The following is a 19,304-nucleotide window of genomic DNA, read 5'->3' as shown; positions in this document are numbered from 1 at the left end:
GTTGATACCACTTCCAACCTCCTGATGCGCACCTAGCTGTTTCCTTCAATCCCGGCGTCTTTCAATATAGCCGACGTAATTATCTGGGCATTAGCGGCTGAACTAAATTTCTCTATTTCCGGACTTTGCAAAAACTGCTCGATGGCCACCATGTATTTCTGGTACTGTGCGTACGGCATGCGTTCTAGAAAATCGGCCAGTTCGGCATCGCTGCTAAACGCTTCCCGGTTTACCAGACACCCTTCCGGAATAAACCGCCCGACATCGGGCTCACCTAAGTAAACGGGAACGCAACCGGCAAATAAGCAATCAAATATTTTTTCGGACAGGTAGCCCGGCAAGCGACTGTTTTCATAGCACACGGCAAAGCGGTACTGCCTGATGGTGCGCAGCTTGGCATTGGCCGGAACGGGGCCACGGTTCAGGCTTTCCACAAAGCGACGGCGCCGACTGGCCACCTTATCGGCTATAAGGCCAGCGATGCTGGCGGGCAATACCCGTTGTAATAACCCCAATCCAGGAAAACTGCGGTATATTTTGTCTTCAATGCCCCGGCTAAAAAAGTCAAAACGGTCGGGCCAGTGCCTCCCAAACCATGCCAGCGTGCGGTAGCGGGGATAGAGCAGAGAAGGTGACCCCGCCCGGGGCTTGTTCAATTCCAACATACCGGCCATGAGAACCAGTAACTTGCGTTGTTCAAACTCAGCCGCTGAAACGGGTTCGAAAGGGGGATAATCGGCTAGGTCGAGCGCAAAGTAATGGTGGATGTACTTGTGCCCGTCTGCCAGAGTATAGTCGTACGTGAACACCCGGTCGAATACGGTGTGGTTTTCACGCCGCCACACTTCCGGGAAGTAAGTCGCGGGCTCGTTGATAATCAAATAAAGCCGTTGGCCCGGGCGTCGCGCGTAGGTTTGAAAAAAAGCTACCTGGTCAATCGCAATAACTAATTCCGACTCCTCGACCGGATGAATGTCCTGCGTAGCCAGGTCGATGCCGGCGGCCGCTAGCTGCTGGCGCAAGTCAGCAAACATGAACAGGTAGTTTTTCAGGCCATTGCTGAAATGGGTGGCCGTAAAAACGTTGTTGTTCAGGTAGTCCGGTCCGTCGTCGGAGACATAAAAGGTGGCCTTCATCGTAAAAAAATAAAAGCAGGTTGAAGCGAAGGCTTAGAAAAGCAGGCCGGGCACCCGTGGCCTGAACAGCGGCCAGTAGGATTCCAGCCCCAGGCGCAGGCCGTAAAACAGCACCAGCGCTACCGCGCAAAGTACCACCACGCGCACAATAACGGGCAGTACAGCCACCCGCACCAAGCGCAGCAAGTACATGTCGAACAAGAACATAACCACAGTACCGCCAACCGACATGAGCAGAATGCCCAGCCGGGCGTTACTGAACGTTAGCGCCCCCAGGGCCAGCCCCCCTACCCGCACCGCCGAGGCCACCACAATGACGAGCAGGTACATGTTCTGCCGACGCCGGATGGCAAATACCGGAGCCGTGGCGCTGGCCATGAACTGAAACAAGTAGCCATAAGCCATATAGCCCGCATATATGCCGGCCTCGTCCCAGCGGGCGCTGAATACGTACCGGAACAGCACATCGCCGAACACGGTTAGGAAGGTGAACGGCAGCAACCCAACGTAGAACAGCTTGTAATACAGGTCTACGACCATACCCGGCACTCGTTCGGGCTGCTCAATGTCGGTTTCGCTGGCTTTTTGCAGGAATACCGGCCCAATGGCGTTGCCCATCAGGGTGCTGGGCAGGGCAATTACTCCTGCACAAAAGGCCAGTAGCCCGGCCACGCCGGCATCAAACTTGGTGGTCAGAATAAGAATGGGGGCCTGTGCGGCCACGATGCCGATGTAAGACGTGGGCAGCTGATAGAACGGGTACTCCCGGTACTCGTAGGCCAGCGCCTTGATGCGGCTCCAATTGAAAGTACGCCACAACTCGCCCAGCGAATTGTACATGCCCCCGCGCAGCAAACCGGCAAAGTTGACCAGCTTGCCAAAAATGTCGCCCAGCAACAGGCCCGTAGCCGAGCCGCTTGTCAGCAGGCCGTAGCCGATGGTGAGGCCCCGGCCGGCTAGGTTGGTAGCCACGTCCACTTTCACACGCTTGCCAAACTCCTTGGTGCGCAGGTACCAACTGGCCATGATGCCATTGAGGCTAACGACGAAGCCCAGCAGCGGCACAAAGTAGAACCAGCGGCCCAGCTTTTCGGCATGCAGCCAGCCCATCAGCTCATCGGCCCAAATGCCTACTATCACGCTGCTTAGCACCAATGTACCCAGCGCCAATACCAGCGTGAGCTGAACCAGGGCCAGGAAGTCGGGACGCTCGCGAGGCAACACAAATGCCGCTGGATAAACGAGCGTGGCTATCAGCGCAATGTTGCTGACGGCGAAGCCAAAGAGGGCAAATAGTCCGTACGCCTCCGGTAGGTAGATGCGCGTCATCACCGGCGTCAGCATAAAGCCAATGACCGTCACCGCCGCCGAGCCTGAAAACGTGACGGCCAGGTTTCGGGTAAACGAACCGGGCTGCCGCAGGGCGCGCAGGTTTTGCTGCCAAAGCTGCTGGAGACGAGAAACCAATGTACTAGGAAGTGTTAACAGTGATTGGTAGTTTGGGGCATGGAAAGAATGCTCACGGATGCGCAATGGGCGCGGTTGGCGCCCCTCTTGCCGGGTCGGGAAGGCACGAGCGGTGGGCGCGGGCGCGACAACCGCCAGTTCGTGGAAGCCGTGCTCTGGCTGGCGCGCAACGGGGCGCGGTGGCGGGCCCTGCCGCCGGAACGCGGCAACTGGCACACGACGTACACGCGCTTCCAGCGCTGGGCGGCCGCGGGTGTGTGGCAACGCGTGTTCGAGGCCGTGCAGGACGAAACCGCCCTGCACACGCTGCTGGTGGATTCGACCACCGTGCGGGCCCACCAGCACGCGTCCGGGGCGCGCAAAAAAACGGACCGCAGGCCCTCGGCCGCAGCCGCGGCGGGCTGACGTGCAAGCTGCACGCCGTGGCCGACGCCCGCGGCCGGCCCGTGCGCTGCTGCCTCACGGCGGGCCAGCGCCACGACGCCCCGCAAGCCTTGCCCCTGCTCGAGGGCTTGGCCCCGGTCCACCTCATCGCCGACCGGGGCTACGATTCCGACCCGCTGGTGGCCGCTTTGGCTGCCCGCGGCACCCACGCCGTGATTCCGCCCCGGCGCAAGCGCCGGCACCCGCGGGCCTACGACCCGGCCCGCTACGCCCAGCGCCACCCCATCGAGCGACTCTTCAGCCGCCTCAAGCAATTTCGACGCGTGGCCACGCGCTACGACAAGTTGGACCGGCATTTTCTGGCTTTTATTCACTTAGCAGCAACTGTGCTCTGGCTGCGCGATTGTTAACACTTCCTAGGCAATAAGAGATGATTGGCGTCTGAACAGACGCGAACGACGCGTGGCAGTACCAACGAGTTGGTTCACGCAGCCAACTGGGCACGCCCTATTCGCTCACAGGGCGGCCCCGATACCCGGACCGAGACAATGGCCGGACGGCTTTGCCAACGAAAAGGGTGGCGGCCGCCCCCTGTCGCACCGTTACGCTGTTGCCAAAGCGCTGTTTTTGGCGTCGCCTTGTTGGAAGGCCGCGTACACGGCCGCTATTCCCTCTTCCAGCCCAATGGAGGCCTTCCAGCCGTGCCCGGCCAGCTTGCTCACGTCCATGAGCTTGCGGGGGGTACCATCGGGGTAGTCGGTATTGAAGCGAATCTGGCCTTCGTAGCCCACCGTACGGCTAACCAGTTCGGCCAGCTCGCGGATGCTCAGGTCTTCGCCGGTGCCAATGTTCACCAAGCCCTGCTCGTTGTAATTTTCGAGCAGCCAGAGGCAGGCGTCGGCCAGGTCATCGGCGTGCAGAAATTCGCGGCGCGGCGTACCGCTGCCCCACACCTCTACTTCGGGAGCTCCGCTGGCCTTGGCCTCGTGAAACTTACGAATAAGGGCCGGCAGCACGTGCGAATTTTTCAGGTCGTAATTGTCGTGCGGGCCATACAAATTGGTGGGCATGGCCGAGATGAAGTTGCAGCCATACTGCGCACGGTAAGCATCACAAAGCTTGATGCCGGCGATTTTGGCTACGGCGTAAGGCTCATTCGTTTCTTCGAGCGGGCCGGTCAACAGAGCATTTTCCTGCAAAGGCTGCGGAGCCATCTTGGGATAGATGCACGAAGAACCCAGAAAAAGCAGCTTTTGCACGCCCTGCAGGTAGCTTTGATGAATGACGTTGGCTTCAATCATCAGGTTCTCATACAGGAAATCGGCCCGGTACACGTTGTTGGCCACAATACCTCCCACCTTGGCCGCCGCCAGCACCACATATTCTGGCTTTTCCTCAGCGAAGAAATCGGCCACAGCCGCCTGGTTGCGCAGGTCCAACTCCTGCGAAGTACGCGTAATCAGGTTGTGGTATCCGGCCTGCTGCAAGCGGCGCATCATGGCCGAACCGACCATGCCGCGGTGTCCGGCCACGTATATCTTGGCTTCTTTATTCATCAGATTATGTCCAGAAAATAGTAATTGATGGTGTCTAAACCAGTTTGCTTAGGCTCGCCACCAGTCCAAATCCGGCCGTGCAGCCTCTACGACAGGTGCTGTTGGCCTTAAGGCGCTCACCAGGCCCCGCGGCAGCACCTTACGGGCTACCTGATTCACAGTGTTGCCAAGTATCATGCGACGGGTGCGGGTAGTGAAGCTCAACAAGTTGGGCAGATGGCGCAAGGCAATGGCACGCCCGGCGGCGGGGTCGCGCTTGCTGGTCCAGTTGATTTCCCAGTAGGTATACAGGTTGCGCCGCTCCTCGTCATTCAGTCGGAATACGCTGCCGTAGCGGGGCTCCTCCTCAGTTATTTCTACCATCTTTACCAGATTCGGAAACCATTTATCGGAAGTGACGGTGCGCTGGTCGGGATGCAGTTGGTACACGGCCAACATCTGGGGAATGTAGTGCCCGTGGGCTAGGTGCGCAATGCGGTACCACTGGTCGATGTCGGCGCACATATCCACGGCGCGGCGCATGCCTCCGGTTTCTTCGAAGTAGCGCCGCTTAACAAACGTGGCATGCTGTGGCGGAATGGTACTAAAGAGAATGGTGCGGGGCGTAATCTCGCCGCTCGGGTTGCCGCTGCTCACCACGTTGCCGGCCAGGTCAATGGCATACTCGCCCCCGGAGATGAAGCTGGCTTCAGGATATTGAGCGAAGCCGGCTGCCATGGCCCGGAATGCCCCGGGTAGGTAATAGTCATCGGAACTCTGCACCGCCAGAATCTCGCCGGTGGCACGCGCCACCCCCTTGGTAACGGCATCAACAAAGCCCTCGTCGCGGGCCGACCACCAGGTGATGCGGTCGCCGTAGCGCTGCAGAACCTCCACGGTTTCGTCGGTAGAGCCCCCGTCTGACACAATAATTTGTATCGGGCCGGGGTAGTCTTGTTTCAGAATGCTGTCGAGGGTTCGGCCAATGAAACGCCCCTGGTTCCAGGAAGGAATGACAACGGAAACAGAAGGAAACTTTTGCATGAGAAAAACGAACGTGTTGCCGCGGGCATCGGACGCCTGCAGTAGGGCTGAAATCAGCAGTCGGCGGCGGAGCAACTGGTGGTGCACACGCGCGCTACCACCGGTTGCTTCCAAATGCCATTTAAGCGGTCAGGGCGGCCATATCGGCCAGCCACAGGTCGAGCAACTCGATTTCCTGGGCCGTCACGATGTTTTCTGCAGCGAGCTCAGCGTAGGCCGCACGCAGGTCTTCGGCCACCGAATGGCCGGGTTTCAGCGCGCGCTGCACGGCCGCAATTACCCGGTTGGGGTGCAGGTAGCAGGGAATTTCCGACTCGAAGTCTTTCACGTAGTCGTGCGGGTTGCGCACCTGCAGCACCGTGGCCTGGGTGAACCCCAGCCGGTAGCCATGCGCCCACATAATGGGCTGGGCCACCAGCCCACGCAGAATGTCGGTGAAGCGGAATGTGACGTAAGCCGGCAGGTAAAGCAACGGGAACAGTTCGCGCCGCACCAGCGTGTTTTGCGAGTTGAAGGGGCAAAGTGTGCCTTCGGGCAATACGATGGGGTCGCGCTTGTCGAAGAAAATCTCGGTGTTGTCTACCAGCCGGTAGATGGCGTCCACGTCGGGGTCCGAGTCGGCAAGGCCCTGCCAGATACCGATTTTGGTTTCTTGGGGCTGCAACTCTTCCTCTTTCAGGTTGTGGTCCTGGTTCAGAATCAGGTCGAGCGGGTAGCCGCGCGGCCAGATGTGGTGGCTGGTAAAGTTTTTGTAAATATTAACGAACCCCTTGCCGGCTGGCGCAGTCGCAAATTGGCCCTCCATGGCCGGGAAAGCCCAGTCATCGTACGGAATGTTGTCGTCGTCGGTATCCACAATCACCTCGGCGCCCTCGCGAATGGCGTGCAGGTAGCCCATCATTTTGCGGCCGTAGTGGTTGAAAGGCAGCTTTTCGCTCATGCGAAAGCCAGCGGCTTCCTGTGCTGCCACGTCGAGATAGGTGGTATTGGCCGCGTTCCAATCGGCGGGCGACTTTCGGTCGCCGGCTACTACCAGTTTGTAATCAGGCAGGTTGGCGAACTTAACCACTGCCTCGGTGGGCGCAAAGATGGAAGTGATGACAATACTGGTACGTGGATTCGACATTGAGAAATGACTAGCGAAAAAAACGGATGTTGGACCAAACCTGCCGGGATGCAGACGGCGGCGCAAAGATACGGCGTAAGTTTTAGAGAGGTTACTTCCATATGGACGAATGCCGGCCTTAGCATGAATGCGGCGGCTCATTGAATATAAAAGGCCTGTTTATCCCACCCGATGCGCTACTTTTGGATTTTGTTTGGCCATCTCCTTTTGCTGCCAGGTTAGTTTTTATGCGAATTGCGAATATCCTTTCTACCCGTGCCTACGAGCTATCGCCGCCTTTTCATCTTATCTACGAGTGGGAAGATGACCTAGCGGCGGCGTTAGGGGTGCCCGTTATCGACGCTAAAACGCCCCTTCGCAAGGCCTTGATAAACCGGTACACCAAGCCGGCCTACAACAAGCTGAGCGGCGACCTCCTCGACTACATCAACAACCGTTTGGAGTTGGGCCGGCCCTCGGTGCAGGCTGCCGATGCCTATAGCTTAGCGCACGAGCTATACCCGGCGCGCGAGCCCAACTTCACCACGGCCGCCAAGACCATTCCGCTGCTCATCGACCTGTGGAAACCGCCCACGCCCGCCGGAGCGCAGGACTTTGGCCGCACGTACCGCCGCTGCCCGCTGGTGCTCATTTCCAGCTTGGAGGCGTTGCAATATATGCAAGAGCACAATTGCCCGCTCAACCTGGCCCACCTGGCCCTTAGCCTATCCGACCGCTACCGACTGCTGCCTGAAACGCGTTACGAAAAAAAATACGACATTCTACTGGCCGGCCGGCTCAACATCCGGACCAACCAGGTGCTGCGCGATTACTTGGACGAGTACGTCCGTCAACACCCCGAAACGGAATACCTCTACCAGCAGGAGATTGATGGCGAATACTACTACGCCTCGAACAAGAGCGGCCTGGTAGGGAAGTTTCAGAGCCGCGAAGACTACATTAGCCTGTTGCGGGCCAGCAAAATATCGTTCTACAGCACCCCCGGCATCGATGGTGGTGAAATTCGCACCGGCGGCTTCAACCCCGTCACGCCCCGCTACCTGGAACTACTGGCGGCGCAGTGCCTGCTACTGGGCAAGTACCCCGACAATGCCGAAACCCGCTATTATGAGCTGAACAAGGTGTGTCCGAACGTTACGTCTTACGAAGAGTTTGCGCAAACCCTCGGCGGTTATCTTCAGCAGCAGTCTCCTTCTTTTGATGCGCATCGAGCTATTCTGGATAAACATTACACTTCGGTGCGGGCTGAAGAATTATTGAACATACTGAACAATTTTAAAATATAGAAATCCTATAGCTAACAGTAATTAACGTCTCAATTAAAACAAGTCAAGTCCATGCTTTTCAATTCTTTTGAATTTTTAGTCTTTTTTCCTATCGTTACAGCTATCTATTTCATCTTACCTCATCGACACAGATGGATTCATTTATTAATAGCAAGCTGTGTCTTTTACATGGCGTTTATTCCTATTTACTTATTAATTTTAATTTTAACTATTATTATTGATTATTATGCCGGTATCCTCATCGAGAATGCAAGAGGGAATCAGCGCAAGTTTTACTTGGCAATGAGTTTGGTTGCAAATATTGGTGTACTTGCCGTATTTAAATACTACAATTTTTTTATTGCTAACTTAAACGAATTACTTCATATAAGTAATTACCATGCATCACTGCCCTTACTGAATATTATCCTTCCTATCGGACTCTCGTTTCATACTTTCCAGGCTATGAGTTACACTATTGAAGTGTATCGCGGTAATTATCCAGCAGAAAGGCACTTCGGTATTTATGCTCTTTATGTAATGTTCTATCCGCAGTTAGTTGCCGGCCCTATAGAACGTCCCCAAAATGTTCTTTACCAATTCCACGAGAAAAAATCATTTAATTACGATAATGTCACAAGTGGACTTCGCTTGATGGCTTGGGGACTATTCAAAAAGGTTGTTGTAGCAGACCGACTTGCTTTCATGGTAAATGAGGTATACAATAAACCGAATTATTTTCATGGGCTGCCAGTTATAATAGCTACTGTCTTTTTCGCCATCCAAATCTACTGCGATTTTTCCGGCTACTCTGATATGGCATTAGGCACAGCCCGCGTAATGGGATTTGAGCTAATGAAAAACTTTGACCGTCCCTATTTTTCCAAAAGCATAGGGGAGTTTTGGCGGCGTTGGCATATTTCACTATCCACTTGGTTTAAAGACTACCTTTATATTTCCCTCGGAGGCAACCGCGTCTCTATTCCACGGGGGTATTTCAATTTATTTTTCGTATTTATGGTCAGCGGTCTGTGGCATGGAGCAAATTGGACATTCATAGCCTGGGGTGCTTTACACGGTTTTTATCAAATATTTGGCAGGCTGACAAAGGATACGCGCCAACTTATAATTCAGAAAACTCGACTCTCCTTTTTGAATCATTCTGTAATCACTATTTCAACCACTTTCATCTTAGTCACTTTTGCTTGGATATTTTTCCGTGCTAACACAATTTCCGACGCCTTTTTAATTATACGCAGCATGGCCGAAAGCGCCAAGTCCAACTGGCATGGCACTAGCTTTACAGGTCTTTCCTCTTTGCTGATATTTTACAAGCCAATTGAGTGAATTTCTCTAGTAGGAGGTTTGAGTATATTACTGTTCGTCGAAACGATGCAAGGCCGTTTTCAAATTAATATAGGCACCTGGGTGACTCAACAACCTACTGCACTACGTTGGAGCCTATACTATGGAATAGTCCTTTATATCGCTTTGTTAGGCGCGTTTGAGCATGTACAATTCATTTATTTTCAATTCTAAATGGGCTATTTATTCAAAGCAAAGCAATTACTTAGTAAAATATTTTTACTAAGCATTCCTTTTCTACTCTTAATTGCTTCTTACATTATATTTGACCCATTCTGGGTTCTTTACCAATATCCTGATTTTGCTGACAATCTCATTACTATTCCTAATCGAGACTATGTCAGCACAGAGATGTATATAAACACTTCTGCCAAACGAAAATATACATCATTCATCTTGGGCAATTCACGAACTATGGCTTTTTCCATTCGTGATTGGCGTAAGTACACAAATGATAGTCTTTCATTCCACTACGATGCATCTGGTGAGTCTTTATTCGGAATATGGAAGAAATTGCTATTCATAGAGCAACACAGCCAAGAAATAAATAATGCGCTGCTAATAGTTGACTCAGAACTCTTAGCAGAAGTCAAAGACTTTGACTCTCACTTCCGACGTAAAGACCCGCGTATTACTGGGGAATGGCCTTTTGCATTTCACTTCTCTTTCCTCAAGGCTTATTTTTCGGACCTATTCTTTTTCAGCTATTATCAAAAGCGCTTTCTTCATAAATCCACATCGGAAATGGATGAAATGTTCGAAAGCCGCCGCGTTCATTTCGACCCAGTAACCAATGATATGTCTCTACCTGACATCGAACAGGAAATTCATGCTGATTCAATTGGCTTCTACAATCGAAATAAGCGCTTATGGCCTAGAAATGCGAAGCCAACTGTTGCTCAATCGGTTACAGGAGCTGAACAGATTCAACAACTAGTAGCTATTCACAATATTTTTAAGAAGCACCACACCAAATATCAAATTGTCATCAGTCCTATGTATGAACAAGTCGTATTTAATCCAGCTGATTTGTCCTGTATGCAACGCATATTCGGTGCTGAGCACGTTCATGATTTCAGCGGTGTTAATAAATTCACTCAGGTCGTGGGTAATTATTATGAAGATATGCACTACCGTCCATCGGTTGGCCGGGAAATCATGCGTGAAATATATACTTCAAAGCCTATAGACTCGTCAAAATAAACGGCGGTGCTCCAAGGTAACATGAGGTTATGATTATCAACCACAATTTTAATTTATGTGGTGTGCACAGCCAACAATTCACTGAAGGCGAAGGACTTGCAGACGAGCACCCCACAGCGCTGGCGCAAGGAACAATTGATGGCTTCGACGATGTTCGTGCCGCCGTCGCCATTGGGGCAGCGTCGATGCTGCTAACTCGGAAGCATATATATATGCGGGGAATAGGTCAGCGAAGTGTCGGCTATAGCAGTTGGCATGGCCTGCGAGAGCCTCAGGGCGGTGGCCGCATTGTGGCTTCGGCTTAGTGCTCACGCCGGCTGGTCCACTCAACGGTAAGATTAAGCCAAACCTTGCGTTTTGGCGGCCCAGAAATGTTCACATTTCATCCGGTCCAAGCGCCTCCCAGATGCGGCGCTAGACATTTCTCGGCCGCAGGCGCGGCAAGAATGGGCTTGGCTACCATGCTTTTTTTTTGCCAGCTTTGCCACGGCATGCGCGAAACGCTGGCAGTCCGAACAATGCTGCGTTATAAGTTGCGTTCGATTAAGAGATTTTTCACTAGCGATTAGCGCGCCGCCCGTTCGGCCTGGCCGGGTGCAGGTAGTCTTGGTAAGGACAATCCTTGCACTAGTACTTGGTCCGCCCACCGTTGCTGCCATTCTTGCGCAATTGGTCGCTGGCACACCGCCCCCATAGCTGGTTCGTGACTATAAAACGCCATTGCCTTAATCATGCCTGGCAGACCATCACCAAAAAATATCGCACCAGTCAATAGCTATACCGTAATTAACCTTACCTCAGGTTATATCCTCGCTCAGCAAACAGCTTTGTCCAAAATTCATTGCGGTGCCGGTCCCAGGCATGGAACCCCATGGGCAGGCGTCCGCCGTTTAACTCCAGCATCAATGTAGGATGGTAGTCGAAGCCAAACATCAAGGCTTCGGTTGGCGTGGGCACGGTATACCAAGCAAACCGGTCGGCACAGATGATGCTCCAAAATACATCTTCTTGAGCAGGGTAGTCATTGCGGGTGTGATGGGTTTGGTTAGCTAGCAGCCCGCGCCGCAGGAAGGCAGGCAACTGTAGCAGCCCCTTCTTCAGTCCTGGCGAGAAACATTCGCGCAGCAGCGTGGACCACGAAAAAATAGCCTGCCGGGTGTGTAGCACCCGCAAGCAGTCGGCCACTTTGCGCAACGAATAGCCGCCATTGCCCACTGCCCATAGCCGGGCCTCGGCCAGCGGTGGCTCAAAGCCCGCAAACCAAGGCGGTCCCACATAGGAATATCCCTTGGCGCACCATTCGGGCAGGTCGTCGCGAAACACGAATACATCGAGCTGGCACAGCAGCATGTACTCGTAGTCGGCGAAACGCTGAAAAAAATCCAGCGACAGCATCAGTTTGTTGTAAGAAGCCGTACCGGTGAAGTAGCTGTCGGCAAACCGCTCGAGTTGCACCGGGTGCGCCAAGGCAGAATTTGTGTACCCATTCACATCCAGCGAGTCTGGACAAACCAGCACGAAAGGATATGCACGGTACACGTCCGTGAACTGTCGCCAGGAAATCCGCTCGCTCTCGGTGAGGTCCGCGAATCGTTTGTAGGCGGGCACAACGATGGCAACGGGCTGGTTCATGGCGGTTTAACTATAGGAAAGGTACGTTCGGCCCAACATGATTGGTTAGACTAAGCTTTGCCCGTGAAGCGACCCAGCAAACGCTGAATGCGCAGCAATCGGAAGTAAGGCAGGCCCGATTTTAGAGCAAATTTGAATAGCCACTCGTCGTTGAAGTAGGCGTAGTATTTCTCCATATACTCCCGTTGCCGGGGCGACTTCAGATAATACATCCGGTCAAGCAGGTGCCGAAGTTTGCCCTTGATAATCGCATCACATTCGGCATTGATGGCTATATGTTTGTATAGCAGTTTAAAACTGCTTTCCAGAGACGTTAGGCTCTGTAACTTCTGGCTTAAGCTAGCGCTATGGACGCGATACTGGGCTGCTACATAATCAGAATATATAAACTCGAATTTACGGGCAAAGCGTAGTAGAATATCCCAATCTTCGTAGTTCAAGTCTTCATCGTACCAGCCGCATTCATCAAAACAGCTGCGGCGAAACAGTGCCGTCATCACCGGAATGTAATTGTCTTGCAGCAGCACAGGGAAGATATAGCCCTGCGGAACATCGACAAACTGCCGGTGCATTTGAATGAAGCGACTGAAATATTGCTTACTATCAGCTCCAATCACCACGGCGTCACTGTACACAACCCCAACCTTTTGAGGACTATTTTCCAGCAATGTAACCTGAGTATCCAGCTTCTGCGGCAGCATAATGTCATCAGAAGCTAGCCATGAGATGTAAGTCCCAGTGGCGTGACTTAGAAAAACATTGCTCGACTTACATACGCCTAAATTAGTTTCGTTGATAATAAATTTAGCCTCATAGCCAGTTTGGGTCAGCCATTCCCGAATTACCTCTACCGAACTGTCGGTCGAAGCATCATCCACAATGATGAGTTCAATGGATGGGTAGGTTTGCTGCCGTACGCTCTCTAGTGACTGCTGTATATACCGAGCATTATTATACGAAGCAACAAATACGGATACTAAAGGAAAATTGCTATTCATCTAAATTATTACGCAATTAAATAAGCTAAGAGGTTATTCTGCTAGCCAACAGCGCCACAACCGCTGGATTACCTTCCAATTCAGCATAATCCAGCACCGACTTACCAGTTATGTCTTTTGCATTGACATCAGCACCGGTTAGCAGCAGGTACTCTACTAACGCTAAATTGCCTGATTGGGCAGCGGCCGTTTTGGCGTACATGAGCACGCTTGTTCCCTTTTTTGTCGTGGCGTTCACGTCGGCACCAGCAGCGAGCAATGCTTTGGCTATTGGCAAATGATTGGCGTAAGCCGCTTTCATCAAAGGCGTCCATCCTTGCCGGGTGCGCACTTCCAAATCAGGTACATAGGGCAACACGGCTTCTACCTGCTTTTCATCTCCAGCGTCAATCGCCTGCAAAAGCTCTATCGAATAATCCTTCACCAGCTGAAGGTCAAAGTCTATCGTGCTAATGCTAAAGAATTCGGCATCTTCTGCCAATATCGTACCAGGCTTGGCCGTACTGGCGGTGGTTGTAATATGCGATGCCCGAACCCGCCTCCCCAGCACGCTGGGCAATTGGTATTCCTGAAATGTAAAGGCGCGCACTGCGTTATGAACCTGAAAAGCCGTTTGGCGCAAGTCAATTGGCAGATTAGCGAAATCTATTGACTTAGGTCCATAATAGGTAGAGCCCATTGCAGGCTGCAACGTACCGGCGAGCGGTTTAGCCACCAACTGCGGAATAAACTCGCATAGGACCTCGTGGCCAAGCGCAAGACAGCTATGATATACATCACGCGCAGTATCGTTAGGACCGAGCGTTATTTTGCGCTGATGAATAATGGGCCCGGTATCGATTCCGGCTTCCATGCGGTGTAGTGTCACACCGGTTTCTGTTTCACCGTTTAAAATTGGCCAGATGGCCGTATACACGCCTTTGTAACGTGGTAGTAATGAGAAGTGAATATTGTAGAGCTGCGCACCGCTACTGAACCTTTGAGGTAATACAATCCGGTCGAATTCTACCGAAAAAAAATGTAGTTGAGGTATGGCGTATGCCTGCTCTAAGATAATGAGTTCAACGCCTAGCCGTTGCGCAGTAGCAGTGAGTGATTGTTGCCAAGTAGAATGCCCGGTATCATCTCGGTTGGCGACCGCAAATACCTGCGCCACGTCATAGTGCTTTGCTACAAAAGTGAGTACGTTAGCCGCGATATCGTTTTTACCGGCAATACAGATTATCGGCTTCATGATAAATCGGAACTGTCGGCACGCAACTTTGTAAATTCGTAATAGCTACGAATGTAATCGGATTCCTCGTATTCCATAGACGCCAAACATAACAGTACTGCGTTGTGCGAAAATTTTATCGTGCGCCAATACAGACGTGGAATGTATAGGCCTTTATTGGGTGAATCCAATAGATACGTTTGCTGATTACCATCCAAATCCTCTAACGTGAACTCAATGATACCGCTGGTAGCAAATATCAACTGCTGCAGTTCGTGATGCGCATGGTGGCCCCTTATCATAGAATCGGGGGTAAAGTAGGTCCAATACACCCGCTTAATTTCGAAAGGAAGCGCACTATTCTGGGCCACCGAAATATATCCTAAGGCAGAGGAGCCTATTTTGGGAAAGTCAATAAACCTAGGGCCTTCCATTACTACGTATCTAAAAAATCAACAATAATTTCCGCTCAACGCGATTCAAATTAAATCTGATTTGCAACAGCGTTGTTTTCAATCCTACTTTCCCGTAATTAGCAATAATTGCCGCCTCGAACATCTTGGCAAAAAATATTCGAAGCGGCAACTCCAGCGGCAATTATTCAAAAAAAGAACGCATTGCCGCGGCTACCCGGACGACGTCATCTTCCTGCATACCGGGCCACATGGGCAGGCTCAGCGCGGTGTTAGCAATTTCCTCAGCAATGGGGAAAGCACCAGCGGGCATGTGCAGGTGAGCGTAGGCTTGCTGCCGGTGCGGCGGCACGGGGTAGTGAATGAGTGTGCCAACGCCTTGGGCTGTGAGGTGCTGCTGCAGGGCCTCGCGCCGGGCGGTGCGTACTACGTAGAGGTGGTAAACGTGAGTGGCTCCAGCCGCGACGGTGGGAAGTACGAGGTCGCCCAGCTCGGCGAGGTGCTGGGCATACCAGGCGGCCACTTGCTGACGCTGGGCTGTCCAGTCGGCCAAGTGCTGGAGTTTAACCCGCAACACACTGGCTTGCAACTCGTCGAGGCGGGAATTCTGGCCGATTACTTCGTTGTAGTACTTCTGTTGCGAACCATAGTTGCGCAGGGTGCGAATTTTGGTGGCCAGCGCTTCATCGTTGGTGGTCACGGCCCCGGCGTCGCCTAAGGCTCCAAGGTTTTTGCCGGGGTAAAAGCTGGTGCCGTTGGCTGCGCCAAAAGTGCCGGTGAGGCCGCCCGCCCAAGCTGCGCCTTGGGCCTGGGCATTGTCTTCCACTACCCACAGGCCATGCTTGCGGGCCACTTCCATAATGGGCTCCATCTCGCAGGCTTGGCCGTAGAGGTGCACAGGCATAATACCTTTAGTGCGAGGGGTGATGGCCGCTTCGAGACGGGCGGGGTCGAGATTATACGTCTGCAGGTTGGGCTCAACTGGCACAACGGTGGCACCCACGTAGGAGACTGCCAGCCAGGTAGCGATGTACGTATTGCTCGGGACAATCACCTCGTCGCCGGGACCTACATTCAGGGCCCTGAGAGCTAGGTGCAGCGCATCGAGGCCGTTGGCCACACCGATGGTGTGCTGCACTTCGTTGAAGGCACTGTACTCCGCTTCGAAGTTTTTCACCTGGTCGCCCAGCACGTACCATTGCTTATCATAAACATCGGCCATTGCGGCTAATACCTCGGAACGGATGGGGTCGTGTTGCGGAGCGAAAGAAAGAAAAGGAACAATCATGCGATAACAGGCAAAGGGGGTCGGGGCACAAAGATAGCCACTGCCAGTTGGGAACAGCGGCAGAAAAGTCTGTTTCGGCGCTCAAGGCGCGCCATTGCTCCTTAAACCGCTCATTCAGCTCGGAATGACGCATGAACTCGGCCAATAGCACTCCGCTTCATTTTACGGCAGCAAGGGTACAATGCGATTCCTTTTTATTTACTGTGGGTGGTTGAGCACATAGAATTTTTCGCCGGACCTTGGGTCCCTGATTTCTCGTTCAACCAGCTGTCGCAAGGAATTTGGCAACGTGGCCGTTGCGGACACGCATATGAATGCAATATCAAACTGCTTAACGAACTGGTATTGCATGCTTTCCAACGTCGCCGCCGGTGCCGCGGGCCTCAGCCGGGAGTAACGGTACAGGCTGGCACTGTGCAGGCGCTGGCGGGCCTGCACAGAATCTCGTTGAAACCGCGGGTCGGTAGTCAAGCTGTCGACCGCAAAGAGCGAAAGGCTTATCAAGTCATATTTATTGCTGAGCCCGGCTACGTAGGTTCCTGCTGCGTATGTATCCTCCGAAAGCATATAGGTGTTTTTGTAGTCATTGTCGCTCAGCAAGAAGCCAACCCGCACGTTCTTGTCAGGTAAGGCGTCCTGTACCTGCCGCAGAAACCCATCAGCGTAGGTTCTCTCCTGCTGCGCCTGGATTTTGTTTTGGAACAGCGGATAATAATTGACGACTACGGCAACAGATAATAACAGCAGTGCTATTGCCCGCCGCCAAGCAGATACCAATGGGAAAGCCGAGGCCAATAGCACGGCCAACCCAACCGGTAGCAACGCGCCCGTAACGTTACCCGAGAACTGAAACGCATCGATGAAGCGCGATGCCAGGCTGTACCCCGCCGCAGCCAGCAACATTCCACCGCCCATCCACACCAGCACGGGAAGCAGCGCTTGCCATTGGCGCAAGCGCGTGAGGCGGGTAGCCACCACGGCACACGCCGCCAATGGCAGGCTGAAATACAAGCCATACAGCAGCAGAGTGCCGATAAACAGATTGAGCAACGTCCGGGCTTGCGAAAGCTTTGGCACAATTTCGTCAAACAGCGTATTTCCAGCCTGTGGCAATTCAACAGGAGCAGGTTGCAACGCGTAAAACAGGCCGAAGTATCCTACGGCCAGCACGATGGGACCCAAAAGCGCCAGCACTTCTGCAAGGGTGGCCCGCCGGCTTAGTAGCAGGTACCCGGCTAGCATGACCACGCTGCCCCCAATGGCTGGCCCCGTTGCTACATATACCAACGGAATAACGGCCAGCACCAACCCAGCTAAATCGTAGCGACGCCTAACCAGCAGCAGCGTGCCAAGAGCGATGAATACGGCGATGGGCGCCAGTTTGGGCTCCATGAGAAAAAGACGGCTGCCAGCCAGCAGGCTACCGTTTCTTGTGAATGCAAAGCGCGTAAAGACCGGCCAGTTGACCCCGCTGCTCAGCGAAAGCAGTAACGTCAGTCCCCAAGCCCAGCGCGCCGACTTCCCGAAGTGGGCCACAATGGCTCGAATACCCAGTACCACGATTGTTAGCAGCACGGTGTAGCTAGTCAGGCAAAGGCACCACAGCGCCGACCATCCTGTCAGTTGCACCAACAATGCATTCAGCCATAACTCGTAGTAGTGGTATGGCTGAGCAGCAATAAACTGCGGGAATACCGACTCTAAAGCGATGCTTTCGACCCCCATCTGGTTTAGGGCCACGCTCACTCGGGCGTAGAAGATGAAATCCTCAAATGGGGTCAGCAGATAAGAAGAGCTGGGATTGTAGAAGCAGAGAAAACGTGCCGTGTAGAGCAGTCCCCCCATTAGCAATACATTTACGAAAGCGCGTGACACTGCGGGCGCCTGCCCGGGAGCCCTGCCCCGTTGCTTCCACACCACCCATCCTAGCAGCAAGGGCACAGGCAGTAAAATGGTGTGTCCGGCCGTCCGGAACACCGCGTAGAGGCCGACCAGCAAGCTCAGTCCACAGGTTAGAGCCAGCATGACGCCAAAGTAAGGCTCGGACGCTTCGGCAGCACGCCCTAACAATAACCGGCCCAAAGCGTAAGCAATAACCAGGACCAGTAAGGTCAACACTAGATTCGGTAAGAACAGATTCATTGAGACAATAAGAAACTGTGAAACGCGCCATGGCGTGGCAGTAGCAAACGCATGTCACTGCATGGCGCAATCTTGGGTTGGCACTGCGTTTTCATTGATAATGGGGATTGGCTTCTGTGCACCTACTTTATTGCTCCGTCATACTGCTTCACCACATACAGAGGTCGACGGCGGGCAGCGTCTAACCCCCGCCATACATACTCCCCAATTACTCCCAGCGCAACCATCTGAAAGGCCGCGACAAATAGAATAACAACCATCAGTGCGGTCCAGCCAGTTGGACCGCTACCGCCCAAAAGTCTCAGCCCGATTATATAAATACCGTAGAGGAACGCCACGCCCCCCAGGCCCAGTCCAAGTACCGAAATGGCCCTGATGGGGAAATAAGAGAAAGACAACAGCGAATCAAGCAATAGCTTGATTTTCTTTTGCAGGGTCCATCGCGATTTTCCTATTTCGCGTTTGCGACGCACATATGGGATGTTCACGTAGGCATACCCTAGCCATACCATGAGGTAAAACAGATTGCTGTTGCGCTCCTGCATCCGCACTACTTCGTCGCACACCTGCCGGTCGAAAAAGACAAAATCGAAGCCGCCGTCGGGAATATTGCGCAACGCCAGATGCTTCATTAACCAATGAAATATTTTAGCAAAGGTCTGGTTCAAACCGGCCTCTTCACGGTCTTGCCGGTTGCCGATAATTAGTTTGAAGCCTTTGGTCCAATAATCATACATCTGCATCATCAGCTCAGGCGGGTCCTGCAGGTCGGCTGTAATGATAGACATGCAGTCGCCGGTAGCGTGCTCCATCCCAGCCACGATGGCATTATAGGAACCCACATTGGCCACTAGTTCCACCACCCGCACCCGGTCGGGGTAGCGGGCTTGCTCGCGCCGCAGGGCCGCCACAGTCGCATCGCCCGAGCCATCGTCGACAAAGACATATTCGAAAGATACTTCGGCGGGGAAATTAGCTTCGTTGCTGATTAGGCCGGATACGGTGACCGGAATATTTTCCTCGTTGAAATAGCAGGGAACAATGACGGAAAGCTTCGGCATATCGGTTGACTAAATTCTGATTCAAATTTATT

16 protein-coding genes are annotated in these 19,304 nt (G+C 53.1%); 4 read left to right on the top strand and 12 right to left on the bottom strand.

Annotation, left to right across the window (positions count from 1 at the left end; translation table 11 throughout):
• Nucleotides 1–32: 32 nt before the first annotated feature.
• Both MTP16_RS11985 and MTP16_RS11980 read right to left on the bottom strand, forming a co-directional pair.
• A complete protein-coding gene (locus MTP16_RS11985) occupies nucleotides 33–1,136 on the bottom strand; it encodes a glycosyltransferase family 10 domain-containing protein (protein WP_243508763.1) in 1,104 nt (367 codons plus the stop codon).
• Nucleotides 1,137–1,169: 33 nt separating this feature from the next.
• On the bottom strand, nucleotides 1,170–2,603 hold the full coding sequence (locus MTP16_RS11980; RefSeq protein WP_243508761.1) for a lipopolysaccharide biosynthesis protein: 1,434 nt from the start codon (nucleotides 2,601–2,603) through the stop codon (nucleotides 1,170–1,172).
• 39 nt (nucleotides 2,604–2,642) lie between these two features.
• Here MTP16_RS11980 and MTP16_RS11975 point away from each other — a divergent pair.
• Nucleotides 2,643–3,397, top strand: a protein-coding gene (locus MTP16_RS11975) for an IS5 family transposase (protein WP_243508759.1) whose coding sequence is annotated in 2 segments (ribosomal slippage) — nucleotides 2,643–2,976 and nucleotides 2,976–3,397 — 756 coding nt in all. Because the reading frame shifts where the segments join, the coding sequence is not laid out codon by codon here.
• Nucleotides 3,398–3,589: 192 nt separating this feature from the next.
• On the opposite strand, the gene fcl is transcribed toward MTP16_RS11975, so the two are convergent.
• The 3 genes from fcl to MTP16_RS11960 form a co-directional block, all read right to left on the bottom strand.
• Nucleotides 3,590–4,543, bottom strand: coding sequence for a GDP-L-fucose synthase (gene fcl, locus MTP16_RS11970; RefSeq protein ID WP_243508757.1), 954 nt, complete (start codon nucleotides 4,541–4,543; stop codon nucleotides 3,590–3,592).
• Nucleotides 4,544–4,591: 48 nt separating this feature from the next.
• The gene (locus tag MTP16_RS11965; RefSeq protein WP_243508756.1) at nucleotides 4,592–5,566 is read right to left on the bottom strand and encodes a glycosyltransferase family 2 protein; all 975 of its coding nucleotides are present in this window, start codon (nucleotides 5,564–5,566) and stop codon (nucleotides 4,592–4,594) included.
• 121 nt (nucleotides 5,567–5,687) lie between these two features.
• On the bottom strand, nucleotides 5,688–6,692 hold the full coding sequence (locus tag MTP16_RS11960; protein ID WP_243508754.1) for an STELLO glycosyltransferase family protein: 1,005 nt from the start codon (nucleotides 6,690–6,692) through the stop codon (nucleotides 5,688–5,690).
• A gap of 227 nt (nucleotides 6,693–6,919) precedes the next feature.
• Between MTP16_RS11960 and MTP16_RS11955 the strand changes: the two genes are divergently transcribed.
• From MTP16_RS11955 to MTP16_RS11945, 3 genes are all read left to right on the top strand, one after another.
• A complete protein-coding gene (locus MTP16_RS11955) occupies nucleotides 6,920–7,978 on the top strand; it encodes a hypothetical protein (protein ID WP_243508752.1) in 1,059 nt (352 codons plus the stop codon).
• A 51-nt stretch (nucleotides 7,979–8,029) separates the two neighbouring features.
• Complete coding sequence (locus MTP16_RS11950; RefSeq protein WP_243508750.1) at nucleotides 8,030–9,304, top strand: MBOAT family O-acyltransferase; 1,275 nt, start codon at nucleotides 8,030–8,032, stop codon at nucleotides 9,302–9,304.
• Between the two features lie 192 nt (nucleotides 9,305–9,496).
• The gene (locus MTP16_RS11945; protein WP_243508748.1) at nucleotides 9,497–10,525 is read left to right on the top strand and encodes a hypothetical protein; all 1,029 of its coding nucleotides are present in this window, start codon (nucleotides 9,497–9,499) and stop codon (nucleotides 10,523–10,525) included.
• Nucleotides 10,526–11,317: 792 nt separating this feature from the next.
• Here MTP16_RS11945 and MTP16_RS11940 read toward each other — a convergent pair.
• The 7 genes from MTP16_RS11940 to MTP16_RS11910 all read right to left on the bottom strand — a co-directional run bounded on the left by MTP16_RS11940 (nucleotide 11,318) and on the right by MTP16_RS11910 (nucleotide 19,272).
• On the bottom strand, nucleotides 11,318–12,157 hold the full coding sequence (locus MTP16_RS11940; protein WP_243508745.1) for a DUF5672 family protein: 840 nt from the start codon (nucleotides 12,155–12,157) through the stop codon (nucleotides 11,318–11,320).
• A gap of 50 nt (nucleotides 12,158–12,207) precedes the next feature.
• The gene (locus MTP16_RS11935; protein WP_243508743.1) at nucleotides 12,208–13,155 is read right to left on the bottom strand and encodes a glycosyltransferase; all 948 of its coding nucleotides are present in this window, start codon (nucleotides 13,153–13,155) and stop codon (nucleotides 12,208–12,210) included.
• A 25-nt stretch (nucleotides 13,156–13,180) separates the two neighbouring features.
• On the bottom strand, nucleotides 13,181–14,389 hold the full coding sequence (locus tag MTP16_RS11930; protein ID WP_243508742.1) for a formyltransferase family protein: 1,209 nt from the start codon (nucleotides 14,387–14,389) through the stop codon (nucleotides 13,181–13,183).
• Complete coding sequence (locus tag MTP16_RS11925) at nucleotides 14,386–14,802, bottom strand: sugar 3,4-ketoisomerase (protein ID WP_243508740.1); 417 nt, start codon at nucleotides 14,800–14,802, stop codon at nucleotides 14,386–14,388. Before MTP16_RS11925 ends, MTP16_RS11930 begins: the two co-directional genes overlap by 4 nt.
• A gap of 163 nt (nucleotides 14,803–14,965) precedes the next feature.
• A complete protein-coding gene (locus tag MTP16_RS11920; protein ID WP_243508738.1) occupies nucleotides 14,966–16,069 on the bottom strand; it encodes a DegT/DnrJ/EryC1/StrS family aminotransferase in 1,104 nt (367 codons plus the stop codon).
• A 198-nt stretch (nucleotides 16,070–16,267) separates the two neighbouring features.
• Nucleotides 16,268–18,211 carry a hypothetical protein gene (locus MTP16_RS11915; protein WP_243508736.1) on the bottom strand — a complete coding sequence of 648 codons (1,944 nt, stop codon included), beginning with the start codon at nucleotides 18,209–18,211 and terminating at the stop codon, nucleotides 16,268–16,270.
• A 122-nt stretch (nucleotides 18,212–18,333) separates the two neighbouring features.
• Nucleotides 18,334–19,272 carry a glycosyltransferase family 2 protein gene (locus MTP16_RS11910; RefSeq protein WP_243508733.1) on the bottom strand — a complete coding sequence of 313 codons (939 nt, stop codon included), beginning with the start codon at nucleotides 19,270–19,272 and terminating at the stop codon, nucleotides 18,334–18,336.
• Between the last annotated feature and the right edge of the window lie 32 nt (nucleotides 19,273–19,304).

This window comes from Hymenobacter monticola (genome assembly GCF_022811645.1).
In the GTDB taxonomy this organism is placed as follows: domain Bacteria; phylum Bacteroidota; class Bacteroidia; order Cytophagales; family Hymenobacteraceae; genus Hymenobacter; species Hymenobacter monticola.
Note: the sequence above shows the minus strand (reverse complement) of the source record. Positions and strands in the feature narration are given on the sequence as shown.

Excerpts from the sequence above, each read along its gene's own strand:
- MTP16_RS11945 (WP_243508748.1), top strand. The coding sequence starts at position 9,497 with ATGGGCTATTTATTCAAAGCAAAGCAATTACTTAGTAAAATATTTTTA.
- MTP16_RS11930 (WP_243508742.1), bottom strand. The coding sequence starts at position 14,389 with ATGAAGCCGATAATCTGTATTGCCGGTAAAAACGATATCGCGGCTAAC.
- MTP16_RS11985 (WP_243508763.1), bottom strand. The coding sequence starts at position 1,136 with ATGAAGGCCACCTTTTATGTCTCCGACGACGGACCGGACTACCTGAAC.
- MTP16_RS11935 (WP_243508743.1), bottom strand. The coding sequence starts at position 13,155 with ATGAATAGCAATTTTCCTTTAGTATCCGTATTTGTTGCTTCGTATAAT.
- MTP16_RS11925 (WP_243508740.1), bottom strand. The coding sequence starts at position 14,802 with ATGGAAGGCCCTAGGTTTATTGACTTTCCCAAAATAGGCTCCTCTGCC.
- MTP16_RS11920 (WP_243508738.1), bottom strand. The coding sequence starts at position 16,069 with ATGATTGTTCCTTTTCTTTCTTTCGCTCCGCAACACGACCCCATCCGT.
- fcl (WP_243508757.1), bottom strand. The coding sequence starts at position 4,543 with ATGAATAAAGAAGCCAAGATATACGTGGCCGGACACCGCGGCATGGTC.
- MTP16_RS11955 (WP_243508752.1), top strand. The coding sequence starts at position 6,920 with ATGCGAATTGCGAATATCCTTTCTACCCGTGCCTACGAGCTATCGCCG.
- MTP16_RS11915 (WP_243508736.1), bottom strand. The coding sequence starts at position 18,211 with ATGAATCTGTTCTTACCGAATCTAGTGTTGACCTTACTGGTCCTGGTT.
- MTP16_RS11910 (WP_243508733.1), bottom strand. The coding sequence starts at position 19,272 with ATGCCGAAGCTTTCCGTCATTGTTCCCTGCTATTTCAACGAGGAAAAT.
- MTP16_RS11960 (WP_243508754.1), bottom strand. The coding sequence starts at position 6,692 with ATGTCGAATCCACGTACCAGTATTGTCATCACTTCCATCTTTGCGCCC.
- MTP16_RS11950 (WP_243508750.1), top strand. The coding sequence starts at position 8,030 with ATGCTTTTCAATTCTTTTGAATTTTTAGTCTTTTTTCCTATCGTTACA.
- MTP16_RS11965 (WP_243508756.1), bottom strand. The coding sequence starts at position 5,566 with ATGCAAAAGTTTCCTTCTGTTTCCGTTGTCATTCCTTCCTGGAACCAG.
- MTP16_RS11940 (WP_243508745.1), bottom strand. The coding sequence starts at position 12,157 with ATGAACCAGCCCGTTGCCATCGTTGTGCCCGCCTACAAACGATTCGCG.